This is a genomic window from Streptomyces sp. NPDC026515 (assembly GCF_055567595.1).
Genome location: NZ_JBVHQD010000019.1, coordinates 84,217 through 107,147 on the forward strand (window position 1 = coordinate 84,217; position 22,931 = coordinate 107,147).

The 22,931-nt window shown below is 71.9% G+C and carries 20 protein-coding genes and 2 pseudogenes; 13 read left to right on the forward strand and 9 right to left on the reverse strand.

What is annotated here, in order from left to right:
* Nucleotides 1–25 precede the first annotated feature (25 nt).
* Nucleotides 26–232: a hypothetical protein gene (locus ACZ4O3_RS33295; RefSeq protein ID WP_362719052.1), complete on the reverse strand. Its 207-nt coding sequence runs from the start codon at nucleotides 230–232 to the stop codon at nucleotides 26–28.
* A gap of 171 nt (nucleotides 233–403) precedes the next feature.
* On the opposite strand from ACZ4O3_RS33295, the gene ACZ4O3_RS33300 reads away from it, so the two are divergent.
* Both ACZ4O3_RS33300 and ACZ4O3_RS33305 read left to right on the forward strand, forming a co-directional pair.
* Nucleotides 404–535, forward strand: coding sequence for a hypothetical protein (locus ACZ4O3_RS33300; RefSeq protein ID WP_467725789.1), 132 nt, complete (start codon nucleotides 404–406; stop codon nucleotides 533–535).
* 289 nt (nucleotides 536–824) lie between these two features.
* Complete coding sequence (locus ACZ4O3_RS33305) at nucleotides 825–953, forward strand: hypothetical protein (RefSeq protein WP_362719048.1); 129 nt, start codon at nucleotides 825–827, stop codon at nucleotides 951–953.
* 30 nt (nucleotides 954–983) lie between these two features.
* Here the strand turns inward: ACZ4O3_RS33305 and ACZ4O3_RS33310 are convergent, their stop codons facing one another.
* The 3 genes from ACZ4O3_RS33310 to ACZ4O3_RS33320 are packed head-to-tail and all read right to left on the reverse strand — an operon-like array spanning nucleotide 984 to nucleotide 2,754.
* On the reverse strand, nucleotides 984–2,045 hold the full coding sequence (locus tag ACZ4O3_RS33310) for a DUF6215 domain-containing protein (RefSeq protein WP_467725792.1): 1,062 nt from the start codon (nucleotides 2,043–2,045) through the stop codon (nucleotides 984–986).
* Nucleotides 2,002–2,511 carry a nuclear transport factor 2 family protein gene (locus ACZ4O3_RS33315; RefSeq protein ID WP_467725794.1) on the reverse strand — a complete coding sequence of 170 codons (510 nt, stop codon included), beginning with the start codon at nucleotides 2,509–2,511 and terminating at the stop codon, nucleotides 2,002–2,004. The genes ACZ4O3_RS33310 and ACZ4O3_RS33315 overlap by 44 nt, the downstream gene beginning before the upstream one ends.
* A 39-nt stretch (nucleotides 2,512–2,550) precedes the next feature.
* Nucleotides 2,551–2,754, reverse strand: a complete 204-nt coding sequence (locus tag ACZ4O3_RS33320) for a hypothetical protein (protein ID WP_467725795.1) — start codon at nucleotides 2,752–2,754, stop codon at nucleotides 2,551–2,553.
* 282 nt (nucleotides 2,755–3,036) lie between these two features.
* Here ACZ4O3_RS33320 and ACZ4O3_RS33325 point away from each other — a divergent pair.
* Nucleotides 3,037–3,261: pseudogene (locus ACZ4O3_RS33325) on the forward strand (LysR substrate-binding domain-containing protein); the annotation flags it as partial.
* Nucleotides 3,262–3,489: 228 nt separating this feature from the next.
* Here ACZ4O3_RS33325 and ACZ4O3_RS33330 read toward each other — a convergent pair.
* Nucleotides 3,490–5,499: a CASTOR/POLLUX-related putative ion channel gene (locus ACZ4O3_RS33330; protein WP_467725796.1), complete on the reverse strand. Its 2,010-nt coding sequence runs from the start codon at nucleotides 5,497–5,499 to the stop codon at nucleotides 3,490–3,492.
* Nucleotides 5,500–6,447: 948 nt separating this feature from the next.
* Here ACZ4O3_RS33330 and ACZ4O3_RS33335 point away from each other — a divergent pair.
* Nucleotides 6,448–6,888 carry a hypothetical protein gene (locus tag ACZ4O3_RS33335; protein ID WP_384994403.1) on the forward strand — a complete coding sequence of 147 codons (441 nt, stop codon included), beginning with the start codon at nucleotides 6,448–6,450 and terminating at the stop codon, nucleotides 6,886–6,888.
* 172 nt (nucleotides 6,889–7,060) lie between these two features.
* A complete protein-coding gene (locus ACZ4O3_RS33340) occupies nucleotides 7,061–7,732 on the forward strand; it encodes a lysophospholipid acyltransferase family protein (RefSeq protein ID WP_467725798.1) in 672 nt (223 codons plus the stop codon).
* A gap of 39 nt (nucleotides 7,733–7,771) precedes the next feature.
* Here ACZ4O3_RS33340 and ACZ4O3_RS33345 read toward each other — a convergent pair whose 3' ends face one another.
* Genes ACZ4O3_RS33345 through ACZ4O3_RS33355 form a run of 3 tightly spaced genes read right to left on the reverse strand, consistent with a single transcriptional unit; the run spans nucleotide 7,772 to nucleotide 11,599 of the window.
* Entirely contained in the window at nucleotides 7,772–9,034 is a 1,263-nt protein-coding gene (locus ACZ4O3_RS33345) for an acyltransferase family protein (protein ID WP_467725799.1), read from the reverse strand.
* Nucleotides 9,031–11,205 (reverse strand): glycosyltransferase, encoded by a 2,175-nt coding sequence (locus tag ACZ4O3_RS33350; protein ID WP_362729849.1) that lies wholly within the window; start codon nucleotides 11,203–11,205, stop codon nucleotides 9,031–9,033. Before ACZ4O3_RS33350 ends, ACZ4O3_RS33345 begins: the two co-directional genes overlap by 4 nt.
* Before the next feature lie 25 nt (nucleotides 11,206–11,230).
* Entirely contained in the window at nucleotides 11,231–11,599 is a 369-nt protein-coding gene (locus ACZ4O3_RS33355) for a hypothetical protein (protein WP_467725801.1), read from the reverse strand.
* Nucleotides 11,600–11,817: 218 nt separating this feature from the next.
* Between ACZ4O3_RS33355 and ACZ4O3_RS33360 the strand changes: the two genes are divergently transcribed.
* Complete coding sequence (locus ACZ4O3_RS33360; RefSeq protein ID WP_362731964.1) at nucleotides 11,818–12,828, forward strand: glycoside hydrolase family 26 protein; 1,011 nt, start codon at nucleotides 11,818–11,820, stop codon at nucleotides 12,826–12,828.
* A gap of 115 nt (nucleotides 12,829–12,943) precedes the next feature.
* Nucleotides 12,944–14,572 (forward strand): outer membrane protein assembly factor BamB family protein, encoded by a 1,629-nt coding sequence (locus tag ACZ4O3_RS33365; RefSeq protein ID WP_467725803.1) that lies wholly within the window; start codon nucleotides 12,944–12,946, stop codon nucleotides 14,570–14,572.
* Nucleotides 14,573–14,673: 101 nt separating this feature from the next.
* Here ACZ4O3_RS33365 and ACZ4O3_RS33370 read toward each other — a convergent pair whose 3' ends face one another.
* Nucleotides 14,674–15,501: a PepSY domain-containing protein gene (locus tag ACZ4O3_RS33370; protein WP_467725805.1), complete on the reverse strand. Its 828-nt coding sequence runs from the start codon at nucleotides 15,499–15,501 to the stop codon at nucleotides 14,674–14,676.
* A gap of 149 nt (nucleotides 15,502–15,650) precedes the next feature.
* Here ACZ4O3_RS33370 and ACZ4O3_RS33375 point away from each other — a divergent pair, with 149 nt between their 5' ends.
* The 6 genes and pseudogenes from ACZ4O3_RS33375 to ACZ4O3_RS33400 all read left to right on the forward strand — a co-directional run bounded on the left by ACZ4O3_RS33375 (nucleotide 15,651) and on the right by ACZ4O3_RS33400 (nucleotide 22,917).
* Nucleotides 15,651–16,340 (forward strand): response regulator transcription factor, encoded by a 690-nt coding sequence (locus ACZ4O3_RS33375; protein ID WP_467725807.1) that lies wholly within the window; start codon nucleotides 15,651–15,653, stop codon nucleotides 16,338–16,340.
* A gap of 13 nt (nucleotides 16,341–16,353) precedes the next feature.
* On the forward strand, nucleotides 16,354–17,937 hold the full coding sequence (locus ACZ4O3_RS33380) for a sensor histidine kinase (RefSeq protein WP_467725808.1): 1,584 nt from the start codon (nucleotides 16,354–16,356) through the stop codon (nucleotides 17,935–17,937).
* A 235-nt stretch (nucleotides 17,938–18,172) separates the two neighbouring features.
* On the forward strand, nucleotides 18,173–19,030 hold the full coding sequence (locus ACZ4O3_RS33385) for an endo alpha-1,4 polygalactosaminidase (protein WP_362730701.1): 858 nt from the start codon (nucleotides 18,173–18,175) through the stop codon (nucleotides 19,028–19,030).
* An 80-nt stretch (nucleotides 19,031–19,110) separates the two neighbouring features.
* A pseudogene (locus tag ACZ4O3_RS33390) lies at nucleotides 19,111–19,739 on the forward strand (LysE family translocator).
* Between the two features lie 305 nt (nucleotides 19,740–20,044).
* Nucleotides 20,045–21,139, forward strand: coding sequence for a DUF1996 domain-containing protein (locus ACZ4O3_RS33395; RefSeq protein ID WP_362723731.1), 1,095 nt, complete (start codon nucleotides 20,045–20,047; stop codon nucleotides 21,137–21,139).
* An 11-nt stretch (nucleotides 21,140–21,150) separates the two neighbouring features.
* Nucleotides 21,151–22,917 (forward strand): discoidin domain-containing protein, encoded by a 1,767-nt coding sequence (locus ACZ4O3_RS33400; protein WP_467725811.1) that lies wholly within the window; start codon nucleotides 21,151–21,153, stop codon nucleotides 22,915–22,917.
* The last annotated feature ends 14 nt before the right edge of the window (nucleotides 22,918–22,931 follow it).

Consider the following 22,931-nt stretch of genomic DNA (forward strand, 5'->3'; position numbering starts at 1 on the left):
CCGTGGCCGCCCCCCCGGCACGGAGTCACATCTCGTGCACGTCGACGGAGAAACCGCGGGCGAGCGCGCTGTTGAGGTGTTCGGCGTGTGCGCCGAGCCACTGCACGGTGGGGGTGCCGGGGGCGCTGATCCCGAGGAGTACGTAGTCGTCGGCGTCGTCGGTGCTCCGTCCGCAGACGCAGCACAGGAGGCGCTGGAACATGGTGTCGGCTGGGCTTGTGGCACTGGGCATGAGCGGCAGGGTAATGAGCATGTGCGGTCCGGCGCCGGGATTTTGTGCCGCGCCCGGTGCGCACCGGCTCGGCACCAGACTGGCTGAGCCTGCTTCCTTCCTTTGGCGGAGCCCGGGTGACACCGGTGGGTTCGCGGCGGTGACCTTGACGAGGACGCAGGGCACGCGCCGATGACCGGCTGGGTACGGTTGCGTCGGGGGCGCTCGTACCGCTACGACCAGCGCGGCACCGGCGAGTCCCGTTGGCGGGGCCGCCATACCCTCGCCCGGCACGTCGGGCAGCTCGGCGGCGAGCTGGGGTGACACCGGGTCGTCACCGCCCGGGGCCGCCCGGTCCCCGCCACCGAGCTGCCGTGGCTGCGCGCCCGCGAAGTGTGCGTCCATGCCGTCGACTTCGGCACCGGTACCACCTTCACCGGCCACTCGGACGGCTTCCTGACCGCGCTGGCCGACGAAGTCCGGGGCCCGGGAAGCTGCCAGGCACCGCTCACCGTCACCGACAAGGTGGAGGTGCCCAGTTGGAGCAGCGCGCCGTTCGAGGAGCCGGCCGAGATGACAGGCGCCGGCGCGGCCCGCCTGTTCGCGTCGATACGTGCTGCGGCTGTACCCGTGCGCCGCCACGTTCCGTCCGGAGCGCCGCCCGGTGGTGGAGCTGTCGAACGACGAGCCACCGGCCGACGCGCACAACGCGCTGCTGCCGCCGGACGCGACGCGCTCCTGACCGGCACGCGAGGCAGGCGGCGCGACCGGATCAGACGGGCCGTTCGGGAATCCTCGGCAGAATCCGCTCGGCGAGGCCGAGGAGAGCGCCGTCCTCCGGGAGGGCTCCTGACGCGCTCCACACCGTGATCTCGCAGTAGCCGCCCCGGTCCTTGCGGTCCAGGGCCACGGACAACGTCCTGGCCAGGGGACCCTGTTGGACCGGTCCGCCGGATCCGCCGCCTCCGAGATCTATCTCGAACCTCATGGTGTGATCGGAGAAGAGGACCGCCGGCCGGCCGAGAACCGTGAGGGTCCTGATGTCCTGCTCGTGGCCGAACTTCATGAGCTTCACGTACTGGTCCGTCGACAGCTCGTTGTAAGTGGCCGAGACATTCACGGTGTACGTGTCGAAGGAGACCTGGGCCTGTGGCCGGGCGACTTTCCCGCCGGTCAGCGGGGCGGAGTCGCTGGTGCCGGAAGCGGAGGCCGCGGTCTCTCCAGGCGTTCCGAGGAGCTCGGCCAGGTCCGGCCGGTTGAGCGCCTCGCACAGCTCGTCACCCGTGACGGGCCGGGGCGTCCGCCGGTAGGCCTTCGGCAGCTTCCCGTGTTCCCCGCTCGCACACGAAGCGGGGTGCGGAGTGCTGTCGGCGGACGGCGTCATGCGGGGAACCACCCACAGCGCGGCCCCAATGGCCCCGAACAGGGCCACGGCCGCGACGGCTTGGACCCAGGCGTTGGGCTCCTTCTCCTGAACACCGGAGCCGGGACGCGAACCCGTCACGGCCTGGGCCTGCGTCTGGGTCTGGGTCTGGGCGTGGATCCGGGTCTGAGCCTGGGGCTGGGGGACAGCCGTGGCAGCGCTGACGATGCCGACCGCCGCCGCATCCGCGGACGTTGCCGGGTTCGGGTTCCGGCGTGCGCGCAGGGCCCGGACCACCGCGTGGACTCGTACCGCGGTGAACACGAGGAACACCGCGCCGAGACCCGCCGCGATCCCGTCGTGATCGCGGACGGCGAGATACATGATGCGTACGCCGAGAACGGACCCGATCGCGATGAGCAAGGGCTCACGGACCCAGAACGGCAGGAAGCGGAGGAGGATACCGAGCACCCGGTGATCTCACCAGAACAAGACCCCGAACGCCGTGGTGGAGGCCACAGTTCCGGTCGCGCGGGGCACGCCGGAGAGGTCGAGGCGTCGGCGGGGCCCAGTCGGCGGGCGGCCCGGACTGGGCCGGGACCGCGCCCAGGCTGTAGAAGTCCTGGTCGGCGGCGATCCGGTGGCCGTCCCGACAGGCGGCGCGCACGGTGACGTGGACGTTCCCGATGAGGCTGTCGGTACGGGCCTTCCACCCGGCGATCTCCTGACGCCCATGGAAGGTGACGCCTATGCCCTGGTCGGTGCAGGTGCCGTCGGCGGCGGACAGGGAGCCGAGGGCATCGGGGTCGGCGCCGTTCCAGGCGGCGGACCAGTCGGTGACGACCCTGGGCAGATGCCGGCCGGCAGGCTGCGCGGCGGAGGCGGTGGTACCGAGAGCAGCGGTGGTGACCATGACGCCGAAGAAGTCCCCACACACAGCATCGCGATATGCAAGTACGTTCGCTATACCCTCTAACTATGGACGAAGGGACGCGGTCACTCCCCGCCGGTCCGGCCCCTCAGCGGGGCGGCGACGACGGCCGCCGACCTCGATTCCACCCGGGCGGTAACTCTCGCTCCCGCGGACGGTGGAGCGGTAGTCCTCCAGGAAGAGCTCGCCGCTTTTTCCGAAGAAACGGAAGTCCTGGAAGGCGTAGTTGCTGCGGGCGGATCCCAGCAACTGGCCTACCTTTTCCCTGCCGAGAACCTCACCGTTGGCGAAGTTGCCCCGAAGGATGACGTCGTCGGCGAGACTATCGAGCCACTCCGGGTAGTAGTCCAGCGTGGGGTGCCTGATTCTTCGACGTGGTCATGACGGCTCTCTCCTCGTTCCCCGACTTATTCGGCATGCTTCCTGACCGCCCTGTCGGTGCTTTCCGAACAGGGCGGGACCCGGAATTGATAAAGAGGGGAGTTCCTCCGGTGACAAGAATCGGTGAACGTCACCGCCGCTGTCCAACGAATGTCGGTGACCGGACCGATCTCGCCGGGCGTCACGCTCACCGACCTCACCGCCCCGGTGCTCGACCTCGTCGTGCCGGCCGGCCATCCGCTCGCCCGTCGCCACACCGTGCCGATCACGGAACTGGACGGCCCGGACTGCGTGGACTTCCCCGTGAGCTACGGCATCCGGACCGTCGCCGACCGAGCCTTCGCCACCGCCTCCGTCACCCGGCGCGTCGCCCTGGAGATCACCGACCTCCCCACCGGCGTGGCCTACGTCCGCGGCGGCCTGGGCGTGGCGCTCTCGTCAGGGCAGCGGACGTCGCCACGTCGACCGTCGACGACGCGGACCTGGTCTGGCCGTTCTCCCTGGCCGTCCCCTCCGAGCGCGCGCCCTGATCGCGACGGCCCACGAGTTCCTCATCTGGCGGGACTGACCGCCGGTCTTGCCGGCGGGACGGCAGCGAGCCGCTCAGCGCAGGCCCGCTGCCTCACCCGGTCCGCCGGGCTCGGACCGCTGTGGTCCCGGACCGGGAAGGACCCGTGGCTCGGGGCCGGTGCCGCCGGGGCGGCCCGGCCCCGCCGTCAGCACCAGCACTTCGTCCTCGGCATGCCACACGCGCCGTTCGGACTTGCCCGGAGCCAGCTGGACGGCGCCGTACCGGCGGGCCGCCCGTGGAAGGTGCGCGTGATAGCCGATGGCGCACTCGCCGCGTTCCAGCGCCGCCGCGACCACCGTGGCGAACGCGGCCTCACGGCCCGGTGTTACGTAGTGGTCGGCCGTGCGCAGGGCGAGCGCTCCGCCGCGCTCCGTGAAGATCTCCTCGAACACGGCGGCGAGTTCGGGGGCGTGCGCGATCTGGGCCATGACCAGGGCGGTGAGTTCCCCGCGGACCACGACGTCGGAGGCGTGCCCGAGCGGGGCTACCCTCCCACTGCGGCGGTCGTGCATCTCCGCCACCACCGGCAGCACCCGGCCCGTCCGTTCCTCCCACGACCGCAGGGTCAGCAGCGCCAGCAGGGTCGGGGCGTCGGAGCCCGCGGGAGCGGGCCCGTGGTCCGTACCGAGAGCGATCACGCTGTCGTACACGGACAGTTCGAGCCCGTGGAGGGCCTCGGGGGCAGCCAGGTCGCGGGTGTGGTGCGTGACGGCGAGCGCGGGCGCGTCGGCGGCGGGGCCGGGGGATTCCTGCCGCGCGAGGGCGAGTTCGAGGTCGGTACCCGGATCCGTGACGACGTCGAGGGACGAGCCCGGCCGGACGGTTCGGCACAGGGTGTCCACGATCATCGGCGCGCGGCGGTTCCAGCCCAGCAGCAGGAGCCGGGAGGGCGGTTCGGGCACGGGCCCGGGCGGTGCGCCGGCCATCATGTCGACCGGCGCCCGGCGGTCCAGGAGCGGGGCGGGCCGGTCGTCATGGGCGACGGTGACAAGACGGTCGCCCTGTTCCAGGACCGTGCGGGGTGCCGGGGTGAGCAGGGGCCGCCCGTTGCGGAGCAACCCGACGGCGCAGGACGTGTCGAGGCGGAGGGCCACCTCCTCGAAGGACAGCCCGACCGCCTCAGGCACGTCGGTCACATGGAACTCGGCGCCGGAGAAGTCGAGGAGGTCGCGCAGGACCGACGGCATCCCCGGGCGCCGCGCGGACTGGACGAGCAGCCGTGCGGCCGTCCGGTCGGTTTCGAGCACCGTGCCGCGCGGCCCGGCGGCCAGGCGCGCGGCGGGCAGATAGCGGCCGTCGTGCACCGCCGCCACCACCCGTGGCCCGGGCCCGTCGGCCGGCAGGGCGCGCAGCGCCAGCAGGGTCCGTACGGTCGTCAGGTCGCCGTCGGCGTCCGCGGCGGGCAGCACCACCACCGCCCTGGCCGCGGCCGGCGTGACCAGCGCCAGGTCGTCCGGGTCGGTGAGCGTGCCGCTGCGGCAGACCAGCCGGACGCCCTCGGTGACGCCGAGGGCGGCCGTGAGCGCCATCCCTGTCTGGGCAGGGTCCCGGTCGGCGAGCACGGTGATCACATGCCGCCCGCCGCCGGCCCGTCCGGCGATCAGTTCGCGGATCACGGTGACGATCTGGTCGTTCCAGCCGACCACCACGTCGTGGTCGCGCTCCAGTACCCGGGAGCGGCCGCGCCGCAGCTCGGTGAGCTGTTCGCCGAGGCCCGTGGTGACGACGCCGACGACGGTCGACACGCACAGCAGGGCGATCAGGCCGAGGAGGAGGGACAGCAGCATCCGCGCCGGCGCGCCCGTCACCGCGCCGAGCCGCAGGGTCTCCGCGCTGGTACGCCACACCTGGGCGAGGCGGCCGGAGAAGGAGTGCGGCGCGTCGGGATCGGTCCACACCAGCAGGGCGCTGACGGGGACGACGACGGTCAGGCAGCAGACGGCCAGCCAGCCGAGCAGCGTCCCCGTGCTGCGGGCGAGTGTCCTGTCGAACAGGTAGCGCGCCCGGTGCCGTAACGGAGTCCGCTCCTGCCCTCGGTCCACATCTGCCCCCTGATGATCTCCGCGTACGTCTCCCGGAGTCGAAGCGTGCCCGGCACAGATATCGCGACACGCCGTCCGACCGGCACCTTCACACTTTCGGGCAGCATCGGTCGGCTCAAACCCGGGTGCGGCGGCCGGGTTTCCGCACCGCGGCCAGGTCGACGGCGGTGCCGGTCAGGGCGAGCAGGGCGGGGCGGGTGCGGTCGAGGGCGCCCTCGGCGAGGGCGGCGAGCGCCTCGGCTCCGATGCCGAGCCGTGAGAACCCCAGGACCGCGAGGGCGGGCTTCGACCAGGCCGGCAGCGGGAGTCCGCGCCCCGCGGCCGGCCCGGGTGAAACGCTGCCGGGCCAGGGCGATCACCGTCCACACGCACAGCAGGCCCAGCACGAGGAGCCAGCCGACGCCGAAGAGCATCGAGCGGATGGGGTCGCCCTCGGCGGCACGGAGCCGTCGGGCGTTCAGCACGCTCGCCGTGAACAGAGCGAGCAGCACCACGGCGGTGGGGACGAGCAGCGTCCGGGTGTCCCGCTGCCCGGGGGTCAGCATCTCCCCGACGCTCCCGGCCAGTTGCTCGTACTCGTCCAACGTCTTCACGTGCTCGCCGGAGCGCGGTGCGGCCCGACGGTGTCAGGGCGAGGACCCGGCGACTGCGGCCGCTCTCCCGCCGGACCTCCGTCAACAGGCCGGTCTCCGGCAGCCGTTCGCACGGTGCGTAGACCTGCGCGTGCGACACCGACCAGAACGGCGCGGCGGTCCGGGCCGCCTCCGCGCATCCGCGCGGGCGCCGCGCGGACCGGGTTCGCTCCAGGGGCCGTTCCGCGACGCGCACTTGTCCCACCGCCGATTCCCGCTAGCGTGGGGGCGCCAGGTCACCAGGTCCGCCTCTCCCCCCGCCCCAGGAGGCTCCGTGTCCATCCGTCCTCGCCGGCTCGCCGTCCCCGCTCTGTTCATGGCGGCCGCCCTCGCCGTGGCGGCTCCGGCCGCCCAGGCCAGCGGCACCAAGATGACCCAGGCGGCCGCGGCCGCCAAACTCTCCGCCGCGGGCATCACCTGGAGCTCCAGCGGCAACTGCACCACCCGCTCCAACTCCACGTGTACGTCGTTCGACCAGATCAACTCCGGCACGGTCGACGCCATGATCACGCTGAAGCGGGCCAGTGGCTGTGCCGTCAACATCACCGGCGGCACGGAGGTCGGCCACGCGTCCGGCACCTACAGCCACTACAACGGCTACAAGGTCGATCTGGCGCACAACTCGTGCCTGGACGGCTATGTGCACAACAGCTTCACCTACATCGGTTACCGCGGTGACGGCTACCCGCAGTGGCAGGCCGCCTCCGGCAACCTCTACTGCGACGAGGGCAACCACTGGGACGTCACGGTCTACTGAGTTCAGCGGCGCGGCCCAGGCGCGACGCCGCGCCGCAACGGAACGCATCCGCCCGCCGGGTGCCGGCCGGGATCGAGTACCGAACGGCGGCAGGGCTGAGTACGAGCACTCACCCCCGGCCTCCTCGGACCTTCGACACTGGGGATCGTACTCGTCGAGACCAGGAGATCCGATGCTCAGCCGACTCGCCGATTCCCTGCTCCCGGCCCTGGGCCGCCTCACCGTCACCGCCGACACCGACGCCGCCCTCGCGCCGGGCAGCATCGTCGTCTCCAACCACACCTCTCTCGCCGACCCGGTCGCCGTCCTCGCCTCGCTCCGGCGCGTCGGCGTCGAGCCGGCCGTCATGGCGGCCGCGGGCCTGTGGCGCATCCCTCGTCTGGGCCGCATGCTCGCCCGCGAAGGCCACATCCCCGTACACCGCGACGACCACCGCGCCTCCCGGTGCCTCGGCCTGGCCGCGGCGGCCCTCGGCGAGGGCCGTCTGGTCCTCATCTACGGCGAGGGCCGGCTCCCCCGCCGCACCGACCCCTCCGAGGCCGCACCCGCCGCCTTCCGCAGCGGCCTGGCCCGGCTGGCCGAGTACACCGGGGCCCCCGTCGTCCCTCTCGGTCAGGCGGGAGCCCGGCGGATCACCTCGGGCAACACCGTCAAGCAGATCGCCGGCCTCGTCACCGCCCCACTGCGCCGGCCCACCGTGCACGTCCACATCGGGGCGCCGATCACGCTCACCGGCGACCGGGCCACGCGCACCGCGCAGGCCCACGGCGCGGTGACGGCCGCGTGGCGGACGGCGGCCGAACGCCTCGGCGAACCCGCCGGGCCGCCGTCGCGTCACGGCTGACCCGCGAGCCGGACGGTCGGCCTCGCCGGGTACGGCCGCCTAGCCGCGCCGCCGGCCCTTGGGGCGGCGGGGGTAGGGGAAGAGCCGTGGGCGGCGCTTGGCGGCCACGTCCTCGATCCAGCCGAAGAGCAGGATCGCCAGGCAGATCAGCGGAACGGCGATCACGAGCGGCGTCCACTGGCTCGCCAGCAGCCACTGCGCGTGGTCGTAGAAGAAGCTGTTGCTCCACAGCGGGTCGATCAGCGGCTCGGTCAGCACCAGCGCGAAGGAGTGCCACAGGTAGACCGTGACCGCACGGGAGTTGAGCAGGCTGATCACTCCGTTGAACCGCTCCAGCGGCCTGGGCCACCGCTCCCAGGACGGGCTCAGGTGGAGCAGCAGCAACACCGCGCCGAACGACCAGATCGCCTGGGCCACCGGCACCGCTTCCAGGTCGTGCCCGAGCCGTGGGTTGTCCACCGGCGACCGCAGCAGCCACCAGCAGCCGAACATGAGCACCAGCGGGGCGAGGGACGGCACGACGTACTGCGGGATCCTGCGGAGCAGCCCCTCCTGGTGCGCCATGCCGAGCAGCCAGCAGGCACCGAAGGTGGTGAAGTCGGTGGCGGCCTCCATCAGCCGTCCGGACTGCTCGACCAGACCGGAGTTGATGACGAACGCGAGCGCCAGCGGCACCAGCAGGGTGACCCAGGGCAGTCTCCGCATCGCCCTGAGCATGAGCGGCGAGAGCAGGACGTACCAGAGGTAGGCGCGCAGGTACCACAGCGGCACACAGATCTGTTCGGCCCAGGAGCTCGGCAGGTGACCGCCGAACGTGTGCAGTGAGGCCCCGAACGGCGGCTCGCTGAGCGGCAGGACCCAGTACGCCAGATCCGTCCACCACCAAGAGGGGTGGTGGACGTCGGGCCGCCAGCCTTCCAGGAGCATCAGCGGCACCACGACCGCGCCGAACAGCCACATCGGCGGCAGCAGACGGCGCAGCCGGCCGCGGATCACGCTCAGCGCGGGCCGGTTGAGGGACCGCGCCATCAGCGACCCGGCCAGCGCGAACATGACGCCCATGGAAGGGAAGACGATCGGCAGCCAGTTCCAGCTGAAGTTGTGGTAGACCACCACGCGGACCAGGGCGAGCGCGCGCAGCAGGTCGAGGTAGCGGTCGCGGCCGGGTGTGCGCGCGGGCTCCGGCGCCGCTTCCCCGGCCCGCGGGAGGTGCTGCGGGGAAAGCACGGCCGGGTCGATCACCCGCAGGGCGACGGTGGAAGCGTCCTGGATGCCGAGGGCACCTCGTTCCGCGGTACTCATGAAGAAGTCGCCCCCGTGGTGACGTCGAGTCCTACCTCACCGGTGCGCCGCAGCTTCTGCCAGCGCAACCGGCCTCCGGTCAGTGCGGTGATGAAGGACTGCATCAGCACCATGTACATGAGCACCCGGTAGACCACCTGCTGGGCCGGCAGCGTGATCAGGTGCCACGCCTTCTCCCTGTCCAGGCGGAAGGACCACCAGGCGCAGACGGCCTGCAGGGCCATCACCGCGAACCACGCGGCCAGGGTCTTGTACGCGTCGACGAAGACCACGCCGTAGACCATGCCGATGTCGATGGCGGGTGCGAGCATCGGGGTGACCACCATGAACAGAGCGACGAACGGCAGGCCCACCCGGCCGAAGCGGCCCGCCGCGCCGCGCTCCAGCACCGCGTGCCGGTGCTTCCACATCGCCTGCATGGTGCCGTAGCTCCAGCGGTACCGCTGCGACCACAGCTGCTTCATGCTGACGGGCGCCTCGGTCCAGGCGCGGGCGTCCTCTGCATAAACGATTTTCCAGCCGGCCCGGTGCAGGGCCATGGTCACGTCGGTGTCCTCGGCGAGCGTGTCGTCGCTCATGCCGCCCGCCTGCGCGAGCGCCGTACGGCGGAAGGCGCCCACGGCCCCGGGGATGGTCGGCATGCAGTCGAGCACGTCGTACATCCGGCGGTCGAGGTTGAAGCCCATCACGTACTCGATGTGCTGCCAGGCGCCTATCAGTGTGTCGCGGTTGCCGACCTTGGCGTTGCCCGCCACCGCGCCGACGCGCGAGTTGCCGAAGGGCTGCACCAGCTCCCGGACGGTGGCGGGTTCGAAGACCGTGTCGCCGTCCATCATGACGACCAGGTCGTACGAGGCGGCGGCCACACCGGTGTTGAGGGCGGCCGGCTTTCCGCTGTTGGGCTGCCGGATCAGCCGGACCATCGGCAGATCGAGCTCGTCCACGAGGGCGGCCGTGTCGTCGGTCGACCCGTCGTCGACCACGATCACCTCGATGGGATGCTCGCTTCTGGCAAGCGAGAGCAGGGTGTTGGTGATGCATTCCTGCTCGTTGTACGCCGGTACCACCACGGTGACCGGTTCGACGACCGGGTCGCCCCAGGAGAAACCCGGCCTGCGGATGCGCCGCACGTGGATCGCCGAGAGCACCAGCATCAGCGCGAACCGCGCCATGACCAGCACGCCGACCACCGCGAGCAGCCCGACCAGCCACGGCAGCAGCCGTACCGAGAAGGTGGTGCACCACAGGAACGCCTTGCCGACCCACAGGTTGTACCCGGTGACCTCGGTGTTGGCGGAGCCGGTGCCGAGCGCCTCGCCGAGGGTCTTGAAGGTGTAGCCCTGTGCCTTGAGCTTGTCGATGACGACCGGGAGCGCGGCCAGCGTCTGGGCCCGGTTCCCGCCCGCGTCGTGGAGCAGGATCATCTCGCCCTGGCCGGGCAGGTCGGGCATGGCGGACCGGACGATCGAGTCGACGCCGGGGCGTTTCCAGTCGTCGGTGTCCTTGTCGATGAAGGCGGTCAGGTACCCCTCCGACCCTGCCTGCTTCGTCACCGGCCACGACCAGTCGTCCAGCGCGTCCACGGTGGAGGAGTAGGGCGGCCGGAACAGGCTGGAGTGGATGCCGGCGACACCGGCCAGCGCGAGCTGGGTCTCGCCCAGTTCCCAGGTGAGCCTGGTGCCGGAGTGCAGCGCGAGGTCGGGGTGGGTGAAGGTGTGCAGTCCGATCTCGTGGCCGTCCGCCACGATCTGGCGGATCAGCGACGGGCTGCGGGTGACCATCGAGCCGGTGACGAAGAAATCGGCGCCGACGTTCTCCTTCTTGAGCACCTTGAGGATCTTCGGCGTCCACTGGGCGGACGGGCCGTCGTCGAAGGAGAGGACGACCGTCTTGTCCGGGATCGTGTAGTTGACCGGCTTGCCGTTCCTGTCGCCCCGTGCGTCGACGACCGGTCCTCCCTCCAGCACACTGGTCGGGACGGTGCCCTTGTCGACCGAGACGGCGATGCGCTCGTCGTGGAAGACCTCGTTGTTCGCCATGCCCCGGAGCACCATCAGCGCCAGCAGGGTGGCCAGGACGGTCACCGGCAGGAAGAAGCGCAGGGGAGGTGCGGCGAGCCGGCGCGGCCTCGCGATGGACTGCCGGGAGCGGTGGCGGCGTGAGCGGGACATGGTCTTCCTGGTCGGTCGCGTCTGGCTACTGCGCGGCGGCGGTCACGGAGCCTGACGCCGCCGTACCGGCCGTCGCCGTCGTGGCGGTGACCGACGCGGTGGCGTCGGACGTGGCCGCTGGGGCGGTGGCGCCCGCTCCGGACCCGGCGACGCCGGGAGCCGCGGGCAGCGGTGCGTTGAGGTACTGGCCCGGCGGGGTGGTGTCCGCGGTGCCGGGGACGGTGAGCGCGGGCGCCTGCGACTGGGTTCCGGCCAGGCCGGAGACCATCGCCACCACGAACCCGGTGCAGACGAGCCCCACCAGCCAGCCGAGTCCGCGCAGACGGCGGCCGCGCAGGCCGGTCCGGTCCACAAAGACGGGAGCCGATTCGACCTCCGTGGAGGCACTGCTCATCGACGGCCTCGAGCTTCCTTGATCGTGTTGCGACTGTCAGCCCGGTGCTGCCGAAAGCAGTGACTGGTACGGAAAAAGATCAATGGGTACGGCAAGGAGGTCATCCCGCCCGCTTCCGATCTTGCGGCAAGATTAGTATGGAGATTCAGTGAATGTCACGCGGGTCTCGTAGAGTTCCTGCTGAGTCGCTTGCCTTCAGCCCGATCGGACCTCGCCGCATGGCCATCGCCCGCCGCCACCACCGCCTGACGGTCGCCGTGATCCTCATGGTCGCCGTCTGCTTCGTGGCGGATGCCTGCGGCGGCGCGGGAACCAAGGGCGCGGCCGACCCGGCCGCGTCCGCCACCCCGGCCGCGCGCTTCCGGGTTCCGTCCATGCTCAGGCCGTCCGGCCGCGCGCTCGGTGTCGTCGACGACAAGACGCCCTGGCAGTACGGGATCGTCAGCACCTTCACCCACGAAGCTGGGCGGGCGCCCGACATCCGCGAGTACTACAGCTCCTGGGGCGACGACTTCGACACGGAGGGCAACGCCTTCCTGTGGCGGCGCGGCCGGCTGCCCATGATGGCGCTGGTCCCCTCCGACACCTCGCTCGCCGACATCGCGAAGGGAACCGACGACCCCTACATCCGCCGGCTGGCAGGCCAGATCACCGCCTACGACGGGCCGTTGGCCCTCTCCTTCGCCGGCGAGATGAACGGCCCGTGGAACTCCTGGGGTCCCCGGCACACCAAGCCGTCCTCCTTCGTCGCGGCGTGGAAACACGTGCACGACATCTTCGCCGCGCGGGGCGTCACCAACGTGATCTGGGTGTGGACCCCGCACGTCGTCGACTCGGGCACCACCGCCGGGCTGCGCCCCTACTACCCGGGCGACGCCTACGTCGACTGGGTCGGCCTCATCGGCTACTACGGGCCGATCGACGGCGCCGCCTTCTCCAGCCTGTTCACCCCCACCCTGCGCCAGATCAAGGGCTTCTCCGGCAAACCGGTACTGATCGCGGAGACCGGGGTCGCTCAGAGCAAGGACAAAGAGGCCCACATCCGCGACCTGTTCCAGGGCGCCGCGAAAGCGGGCGTCATCGGACTCGTCTGGTACGACCAGCACAAGGACTGGCCGGGCAGCAAGCAGCTGATGGACTGGCGGATCGGCACCTCGACAGGTGCGCTGGCCGCGTTCCAGGTGGAGTCGGCCCGCAACGGCTTCGGTCATCCGTTCAAGAACGGCTGATCCCGAGCAGGCAGGGCAAGCCGGGCACAGGCCCGCAGGAAACGACCCTTATCACCGCGCGTCGATGCGACCGGAGCATGCGAGCGCGGCTACCCGACCAGGGGGGATCACGGAGATGACGAAGGAATCGTCACCGGGCCAGCGAACTCCGCGGGAGGAGCCCGGCTGGGCCTTCCAGCCCCGCCGGCGGGCCGCCGCCCCGCGGCCGTACGAGGAGCGGCGGCAGACGGAGCCGTCCGCACCCGGGCACGGCCGGCCGTCCGGCAACTCCTCGGCCCCGCGCTGGGACACCACCATGCCGCTGCGGTTCCCCGAGCCCCGCACGGGCCGCCACGAGGCCGTCCCCGAGCCGGACCGCGGCAACCCGCCGCTCCCCCGGCGCGGCAGCGAAACGGTCGTCACCGAGCCCGGACACCCGGCAGCGGCCACCGCCGTCCTCGACCGGACGGGCCTCACCCACCCGGAGTCGGCTGCCCCGCAGCCGGCCCCCGCCGCGGGCGCGGGCGGCGGCGAACGGCGTGGGGGGACCAGCCGGTTGGGCAGAATCGCGCTCGTCCTCGTGGTCCTCGCCGCCCTGGTCGGGGCCGCCGCCGTCCTGCTCGCACAGGAGGACGCGGCCACCGTCGCCTCCAGCAACCTGAGACAGGCGTGGCAGATACCGGCGCCCGCCGCCGACGACACGCTGACCGGCAGCTGGCTCACCGGCGAACTGCTCGTCCGGGCCGGCAGCCGAGGCGGCCTGCGGGCGTACGACCTCACCGACGGCGGGCAGCTGTGGAACACCACACCCTCCGCCGACGCGGCCGAACGCGGCACCGTCCCCTGCGCGATGTCGCCGACGCTCAGCGCCCGGGGCATCGGCACGGTCGCCTTCGGCAAGGACGGCAGCACCTGCACCTGGCTGGCCGGCGTGCGGGCGGCCACCGGAAAGATCCTCTGGTCCATGCCGCTGACCAGCACGAAGCACCCCGCCGCGGCGACCGCCACGACCTACCTGCAGGGTGATGTCGCGACCGTCGTCAGCGAGAACTTCCTGGGCGGGGTGGACATCCGCACCGGCGACCGGGTGTGGGGGTACAAGGCCCGCGGCCACTACTGCAACGCGTACGACTGGGGCACCGACGGCACCGTACTCGTTGGCGACTTCTGCCTCGACCGGAAGACCAGGTTCACCCTCACCGCGTACGACGGCAGGACCGGCAGGAAGATCTGGCAGAAGCCCGAGAACGCCCACTCCGAGGTGACCCACATCCTGTCCGGCTCACCGCTGGTCGCCGCCGTCCACACCGCCCGGCAGGGCGCCGTGCGGGTCTTCGACACGAGCGGGACCGGCCGCAAACTGGCCGTGGGCGACGACGAACTCACCAGCGGCAACGACACCGCCGCCGATCACTCCGCCCGGATCTACGGCCACGTCCTGGTCACTCCGGCCTCGGCCGCCGGCCGCACGGTGATCGACGGCTTCGACGTCACCACCGGCGCCAGACTCTGGACCCATGACTCCGCCGTGCTCGCCGTCCCCGCGCCGGGCGCGGACGACACGGTGTACGCCGTCACCACGTCCGGCTCCCCACAGCTCATCGCCATCGACCCGCGCACCGGTCACAGCAGACCGGTAGCGGGCCTGCCGGCAGGGACCGGCACCTGGCACCTCACCTCCGGCACGGTGTACGTCCGCCCCAACGGCGGCGTGCTGGAACTCAACGCCCTCGGGACGAACGGCGGCGTACGGCTCTACCAGTAGGGCACCGTGCGCACGAAGCCCGGGCCACGCGCCCACGGGCGGCTCGTTCGCCCGCGGCCCCGTGCGTCGCCGGATCCGCGGCCCTCGTGGCGACCGCGCCGCTACGAGTCGTCCGATCCGCGTCCCCGACCGTGGAGCGGCCCGTCGTCGTTCGCCTCGTGGTGGGACGGGGCGTCCTCGTCCGTGTGGCGGCCGGGCCGGTCCTCGGGCGTGGCGTGCCGGGCCCCGGCGTCGTGCGCGCTCCGGTGCGTCGGGCCGTCGTCGGTTCCGTGACGGTGGTGGTGGACATCTTCGGCGGGTACGGCGGTGACCTTCCCGGAACCCGTGGCGACCGACACCTCGTGCGCGGCTCCGTCCGCGCCCGCGACCGACACCTGCCAGACGCCCGCCCGGCCCCCGTCGCCGTCGATCTCGACGGACGTGGCCGAGCCCGGGACGCGGGCCAGCGCCGTCCGCACCGCCGCGGCCAGACCCGTGCGCGCGGACCGTGCGAGGGCGGCCTCGCCACGGTCGTCGTTCCCGTCGGGCCGGCTGCCGGTGACCGTGCCGTCGGCGGGGTTCACGCTCACCTCGTGCCGGACGCCCCGGGCGGCGACGATCTCGACCTCCCAGACGGTCCCGTCCCGGTGCTCGTCGAGTTCGACGGCGGTGACCGTGCCCGGCTGCGACGCCATGCCCGCGTCGGCGGCCCGCGTGAGGCTGATCACCCCACCCGGGACCGCGGTGCGGCGGGCGGCGGACGGGGAGTCGTCCGCCCGCCGGGGGTGCTCGGTGGTCCGGGAGGCACCTGCCCGCGTGCCGTCACGAGCGCCGTCGTCTGCGACGGCCACCGCCGTGACGGCCCCCGCGCCGCCGAGAGCCGCGGTCACCGCGAGCACGGCCGCCACGGTACGCCGTCGACCGGCCGGGAAGCTTCGGGAAGTGTTCATGACGCGTGGTCCTTTCGCTCGGTTGCGGCCGGAACCTGGCCCCGCGGGAGCGCGGCCGGCCCGACGTCGACCACCCTGCGGGAGCGACCCTGAAGCCACGCTGAAGCTTCCTGAAGACCTCTTCAGGAACGGTCTGCGACCCTGTGGGCATGCGCCTGCTGATCGTGGAGGACGAAAGACGTCTCGCCGTCGCCCTCGCCCGCGGCCTGTCCGCCGAGGGGTTCGTCGTGGACGTGGCCCACGACGGGGTCGCGGGCCTGCGCCTGGCACAGGAGCGGGAGTACGACCTGATCGTGCTGGACATCATGCTGCCCGGCCTCAACGGCTACCGGGTCTGCGACCGGTTGAGGGCGGCGGGCGACGAGACCCCGATCCTGGTGCTCACCGCGAAGGACGGCGAGTACGACGAGGCGGAGGGCCTCGACACCGGCGCTGACGACTACCTCACCAAACCGTTCTCCTACGTCGTGCTCCAGGCCCGCATCCGCGCCCTGCTGCGCCGCCGCAACCGTGCGGGCGCCGCCCCCGTCCTGCGCTTCGGGGACCTCGCCGTCGACCAGGGGGCCCGCCGTGTCGAACGGGCGGGCACCGACATAGCCCTGACCGCGCGGGAGTTCGCGGTCCTGGAGCACCTCGCCCTGCGCGCCGGACAGGTGGTGTCGAAGTCGGACATCCTGGCCCACGTCTGGGACTTCGCCTACGACGGCGACCCCAACGTGGTCGAGGTCCACGTCAGCGCCCTGCGCCGCAAGCTCGACGCCCCCTTCGGCCGGCGCACCATCACGACCGTACGGGGCGCCGGTTACCGCCTGGAGACCGACGGCGGCCCCGGTGCCTAGGCCGCTCGCCTCCGTGCGAGCCCGCGCCGCGCTCGCCGCGACCCTGGTCGTCTCCGTCGCCCTGGTCGTCACCGGCGTCGCCGTGATCGCCGTACTGCGTCACAACCTCACCGGCCGGGCGTCCCTGGAGTCCGAGGTCGCCGCCCGTACGGTGGCGGGCGCCCAGGCGGCGCTCACCGGAGACTTCACCGCCCTGGACCTGCCCGACGACCGGGAGCGACTGGTCCAGGTCGTCGATTCCGGAGGCCGGGTGCTCGCCGCCGGCGAGGCGCTGCGCGGACGCGGCGCGCTCACGGACTTCGCGCCGGCCCCCGCCGCCACCGGCACACCGAGCACCGTCTCCACCCACCCCACCGTGTCCACCAGTCCCACCGTGTCCAACGCGCCCACCGCCTCCGGCACTTCGGCCGACGACGATGACAGCGGCGACGACCACCGCGGTGGCCGGAGAAGCGGCCGACGCGGCGACCGGGCCAGCGGTCACGGAGGCGACGCGGGCGACGACACCCAGGGCAGTGCCCCGGCCCGTGGCAAGGTGGGCACCGGCGTGGACCGCGCGACGCTGGCCGTGCGGTTCGGCGACCGGACCCACGACTACGGCTTCGCCGCCGTCCAGGGCACGACCTACGACGGCCGCGCCTACACCGTCTACGCCGGCACGTCGCTCGCGGACGAACAGGCCACCCTCGACCAGGTCTCCCGCGCCATGCTCGCCGCCCTGCCGTTCCTGCTCCTCGTCGTGGCCGGCGTGACATGGCTGGTCACCCGGCGCGCCCTGCGCCCGGTGGAGGGCATCCGGGCCGAGATGGCCGCGATCACCGGCAGCGGCGACCTGACCCGGCGGGTCCCGGTACCCCGCTCCCGCGACGAGATCGCCCGTCTCGCCCGCACCACCAACCAGACACTGGCCGCGCTGGAGAAGTCCGTCGAACGCCAGCACCGGTTCGTCGCCGACGCCTCCCACGAACTCCGCAGTCCGATCGCCTCGTTGCGCACCCAGATAGAGGTCGCCGACCAGCACCCCGGGCTGCTGGACACCGGAGACCTCCACCACGACGTCGTACGCCTTCAGCACCTGGCCGCCGACCTGCTGCTGCTCGCCCGGCTCGACGCGGGCGAACAACCCGGCCACGCCCGCCTCGACCTGACCGCACTGGTACGGGAGGAGGTCGCCCGGCGTTCCCCGTCGGACCGGGTGACGCCCGGTGTACGGGCCGACGAGGACGTGCCGCAGGTCCGGGGCAGCCGCGGCCAACTGGCCCGCGTGCTCGGCAACCTCCTGGACAACGCCCAGCGGCACACCGCCACCGCGATCACGGTGACCTTGGTCCGCGCGGGCGACGACGCCGTCCTCACCGTCGCCGACGACGGTCACGGCATCGCGCCCGCCGACCGTCCCCGGGTCTTCGAACGGTTCGTCCGCCTCGACGAGGCACGCAGCCGCGACGAGGGCGGGGCCGGCCTCGGCCTGGCCATCGCGCGGGACGTCGTACGCAACCACGGCGGGGACCTCACCCTCGCCGAGGCGCCCGGAGGCGGCGCCGCCTTCCTGGTCACCCTGCCGGGCGCACCGCCCGGCGACGGCGACCGTGTCTGACCGCGTCCCCGTGCCCGGGCCGTGACGCCGGCAGGGCCGGAGCACGAGCGGCACAAACCGGTCGCGAGGGTTTTGGTATCGTCACGCCGTCGGACCACCCAGCATCCTCACGGTCCGCGCAACCACGGCATTCCCAGCCGGTGACACGAGCCCACGAGCCGTCAGTCCGGCCCCAGTCGCCAGGACCACGCGCGTCCGAGGCGGGGCATGCTCTCTCGTCCAGAGGCAGACCGTCATGCGCAAGATCCGGGCCGGCTCCCGCCGTGCCGCCGTGCCCCTCTCCGTCGTTCTCGCCGTGGCCTCCCTCGCCGCCGCCGGCTGCTCCGGCGGCCGGACCGGCACGGGTACGTCCCCGAAGGCACCGGCGGCGAAGGTGTCGGCCCCGCCCGTCCACGCCGGCGTCGACTACCAGCTCGGCGGCGCCTACACCCCGCCGAAGGGCGTCTCCGTGGTCTCCCGCGACCACACGGCGTCTCCCGCCCGTGGGCTCTACAACCTCTGCTACGTCAACGCGTTCCAGGCCCAGCCGGGCGCCGAAGGGGAATGGGACGCCGACCTCCTGCTGCGGGACCGCTCCGGGAAGGTCGTCATGGACGAGGACTGGGGCGAGGCGATGCTCGACATCGGCACCCCGGCCAAGCGCGCGCGGATCGCCGAGAAGGTGGACGACTGGATCGACACGTGCGCCGACAGGGGGTTCGACGCCGTCGAGCCGGACAACTACGACAGCTACACCCGCGCCCCGCGCGGACTGCTGACCGCCGCCGACGCCGAGGCGTTCCAGACCCTGCTCGCCCGCCACGCGCACGCCCGGCACCTCGCCATCGCCCAGAAGAACACCCTCGAACTGGCCAGGGACCGCAAGCGGGTCGGCCTCGACTTCGCGGTGGTGGAGGAATGCGGGCAGTACGACGAATGCGGCTCCTACGTCGACGCGTTCGGCGACCACGTCATCGTCGTCGAGTACACCGCGAAGGGCATGAAACGGGCCTGCGCGGGCTGGGGCGACCGGATCAGCGTGGTCCGACGGGACCTCGACGTCGCCCCGGCCGGCCGCGAAGGCTACGTACGCGAGACCTGTGACCGCTACTGACGACGAACCGTCAGGGCCGGGCCGGCCGACGCCAGACCCCCGCCCCGAGGGGGCAGGGATCCGCTGCGAGAACTTACGCCGTGTTCGCTCAGCTTCTCGCGGCCACGGGTGTGCTCGCCGTCCCGACCGTGGTCCCCGGCCCGGACATGGCGGTGGTGACGAAGCGGGCCATCGCCCCGGCCGGCGGGACGGGCTTCGGACGGTGGGCGGCATCACCGCGGGGCTGCTCATCCGGGGCGCGCTCGGCGTCGCCGGTCTGGCCGCCGTGCCGGCGGCGTCCGCCACGGCCTGCACGGCAGTCAAGCTCCTCGGCGCGGCCTACCTGGCCCTCCTCGCGATCCAGGCGCTCCGGCAGAGCCGGGGCGGCCGTGCCGTCACCGCGCCCGCTCTGCCCCTGGCCGGCAACCCGTGGCGGACCGGGCTGGTCGGCAACGTCCTCAATCCGAAGATCGCCGTCTTCTACACGGGCCTGCTGCCCGCTCTCGCACCGTCCGGCTTCTCGCCGCACGCCGGGACGGCCGTTCCGGGACGGCCCCTGCTGGTCCTCGTCCACACCGCCCTCACGATCGTCCGGCTCGCCAGCTGGGTGATGCCGCTTCCCCGAGCCCGTGCCTTCTTCGGCAGGCCCGCCGTACGCCGCGCCCTGGACCGCGTCACCGGTGTCCTCCTGATCGGGTTCGGAATCAGGGTCGCCACCTCTCAGCCCTGAACCCGCATGTCCGGGCATGGCGCCCGGCGGGCGGCGGGCGCCGAGGGTGCTGCCTCCCTGCTTAGTTCATGACTTGATTTAACTGGTGAGTTTCAACGGTCCGCAAGCCTCGCGCAGGTGGAATCTTTCCGGAGCCCTCTTCTGCCGGATCCCTTGACACCTGGATGACATGCCCTCAACACTCCTCGGCGGGAGAGCGCTCTCCCAACGTCTCCCGGCGCCCCCCACGTCAGCCCGTCCGACACCACGTCATGGGGGCGCCCGGCGACGGCCTCTGACACCCCACCGTCCAGGAGGAGGTCTCCATGCCACGGAGATCGAAAGGCCTGTCAGCCACGCTGATCACCGGCGCGCTCCTGCTGACCTCGCTCGGCCTCGGCGGCATCGCCGTCAGCGCCGGGCCGCCGGCACCGCACAGCGCCGCCGCGCAGTCGTTCGCGGCCACCCACTCCGGTCATGCGATGGCCGCGTCCACGGCCAACTCCCCGGAGGATCCGGACGGCGACGGCTACATCCCCGCCAACCCGCCGGTCACCGGCGTGACGCCGTCCACCCAGGACCCGCCGCACCGCTACTTCCACGAGTTCCAGGCCAACTGTGCGGTCACGCACACCAGGCCGGACGACCCCATCGTCTACCCGCAGCAGCCGGGCAAGTCCCACGACCACACGTTCATGGGCAACACGACGACCGACGCCAACAGCACCACCGCCTCGCTGTCGGCCGGCGGCACCACCTGCAAGGCCCCCGGCGACCTGTCCGGCTACTGGATGCCCACCCTGTACAACGGCGACCAGCAGATCCTGCCCGTCGGCCCGCAGGTCATCTACTACAAGTCCGGTGTCACCGACTACACCAGCGTCCGGCCCTTCCCCAAGGGTCTGCGCTTCGTCGTCGGCAGCCCCCTGCAGAGCGCCGACGAGTTCCGGCACCATCCCGGATTCGTCGAGGGCTGGGAGTGCGGTGACAGCTACTTCAACACCGAGTTCCCCGCGACCTGCCCCAACCGCGCGGACGTCCAGCTCAACATCCGCTTCCAGGCTCCCAGTTGCTGGGACGGAAAGTACCTCGACACTCCGGACCACAAGAGCCACATGGCCTACCCCGTGGTCAAGCCCGGCACGAACGACAACATGTGCCCGGCCGACCACCCCGTGGCGCTGCCGATGATCGAGTTCAAGATGGCCTTCCCGGTCAACGGCGACATGTCGAAGGTCCGGCTGGCCAGCGGCACGGGCCACAGCTTCCACTACGACTTCTTCAACGCCTGGGACGACCGCACGCTCAAGGCGCTGGTCGACCACTGTGTCGTCGGCGGCCTCCAGTGCGACGCGCGCGGCTACGACGAGACCCACCCGGAGGCGGGCGCCGCGCTCGACGAGCACTACCGACTGCCCTGAGGAGCTCGCGAATGACCCCACGCACCCGCACCCGCACCCGCACCCGATCCAGCCGTGTCGTGGCACCCCTGACGGCCGGCGTACTGGCCGCCGGATTCCTCGCCGCTCTGCCCGCCACCCAGGCCCACGCCGCGGGCAGCGTCGTCAAGGTCACCGGCGGCCAGGGCGCCTGGCAACTGACGGTGGACGGGCAGCCGTACCAGATCAAGGGCCTGACCTGGGGCCCGAGTGTCTCGGACGCCGAGAAGTACCTGCCGGACCTCAGGTCCATGGGCGTCAACACGATCCGCACCTGGGGCACCGACGCCACCAGCAAGCCGCTGTTCGACTCCGCGGCCGCCCACGGCATCAAGGTCGTCGCGGGCTTCTGGCTGCAGCCGGGCGGCGGTCCCGGCAGCGGCGGCTGCGTCAACTACCTCACCGACACCGCCTACAAGAACCAGGTGCTCGACGAGTTCCCCAAGTGGGTCCAGACCTACAAGGACAACCCCGGCGTGCTCATGTGGGACGTCGGCAACGAATCGGTCCTCGGGCTGCAGAACTGCTACAGCGGCGACGAACTGGAGAGGCAGCGCGACGCCTACACCACCCTCGTCAACGACATCACCAGGAAGATCCACGCCATCGACCCCAACCACCCGGTCACGTCCACCGACGCCTGGGTCGGTGCCTGGCCCTACTTCAAGAGGAACGCGCCCGACCTCGACCTGTACGCCGTGAACTCCTACAACGCGATCTGTGACATCAAGTCCGCCTGGCAGCAAGGGGGTTACACCAAGCCCTACATCGTCACCGAGACCGGGCCGGCCGGCGAGTGGGAGGTCCCCGACGACGCGAACGGCGTCCCGCTGGAGCCCTCCGACCAGGCCAAGGCCGCCGGCTACACGCGGGCCTGGGGCTGTGTCACCGGGCACCAGGGGGTCGCGCTCGGCGCCACGATGTTCCACTACGGCACCGAGTACGACTTCGGCGGCATCTGGTTCAACCTGCTGCCGGCCGGCCAGAAGCGGCTGTCGTACTACGCGGTGAAGAAGGCCTACGGCGGCGACACCAGCCACGACAACACCCCGCCCGTCATCTCCGACCTGACCGTGGAGGGCGGCGCGGGCCAGGTGCAGGCCGGACGAGACCTCGTCCTCGCCGTGAAGGCCACCGACCCAGACGGCGACCGGATCTCCTACGAGGTCCTCGACAACAGCAACTACATCGACCAGAGCAAGAACCTGGCCTCGCTGCCCTTCACCGACCTCGGCGGCGGCCGCCTGAAGTTCACCGCGCCCGACCGTCCGGGCGTCTGGAAGGTGTACGTCAAGGCGACCGACGGCAAGGGCAACGTCGGGGTCGAGACCCGCTCGATCCGGGTCGTGCCGCCGGTCCCGTCCGGCACCAACGTGGCACGGGGCAAGCCCGCCACCGCCTCGTCGTACCAAACGAGTTACGGTGACTGCCCCTGCACCGCGGCCAACGCGGTCGACGGCAACCAGACCACGCGATGGGCCAGTGACTGGAGCGACCCCCAGTGGCTCCAGGTCGACCTCGGCACCCGCACCACGTTCCGGCACGTCCAGCTGTCCTGGGAGGCCTCGTACGCCAAGGCCTACACCATCCAGACCTCCGACGACGGCCAGAACTGGCAGACCGTGCGCACCGTGTCCGACGGCAACGGCGGGATCGACGACTTCGACGTCACCGGCACCGGCCGTTACGTCCGCGTCAACGGCACGGCGCGGGGCACCGGTTGGGGCTACTCGCTGTACGAGTTCGGCGTCTACGCCTGACCGAGGCAGCTCTC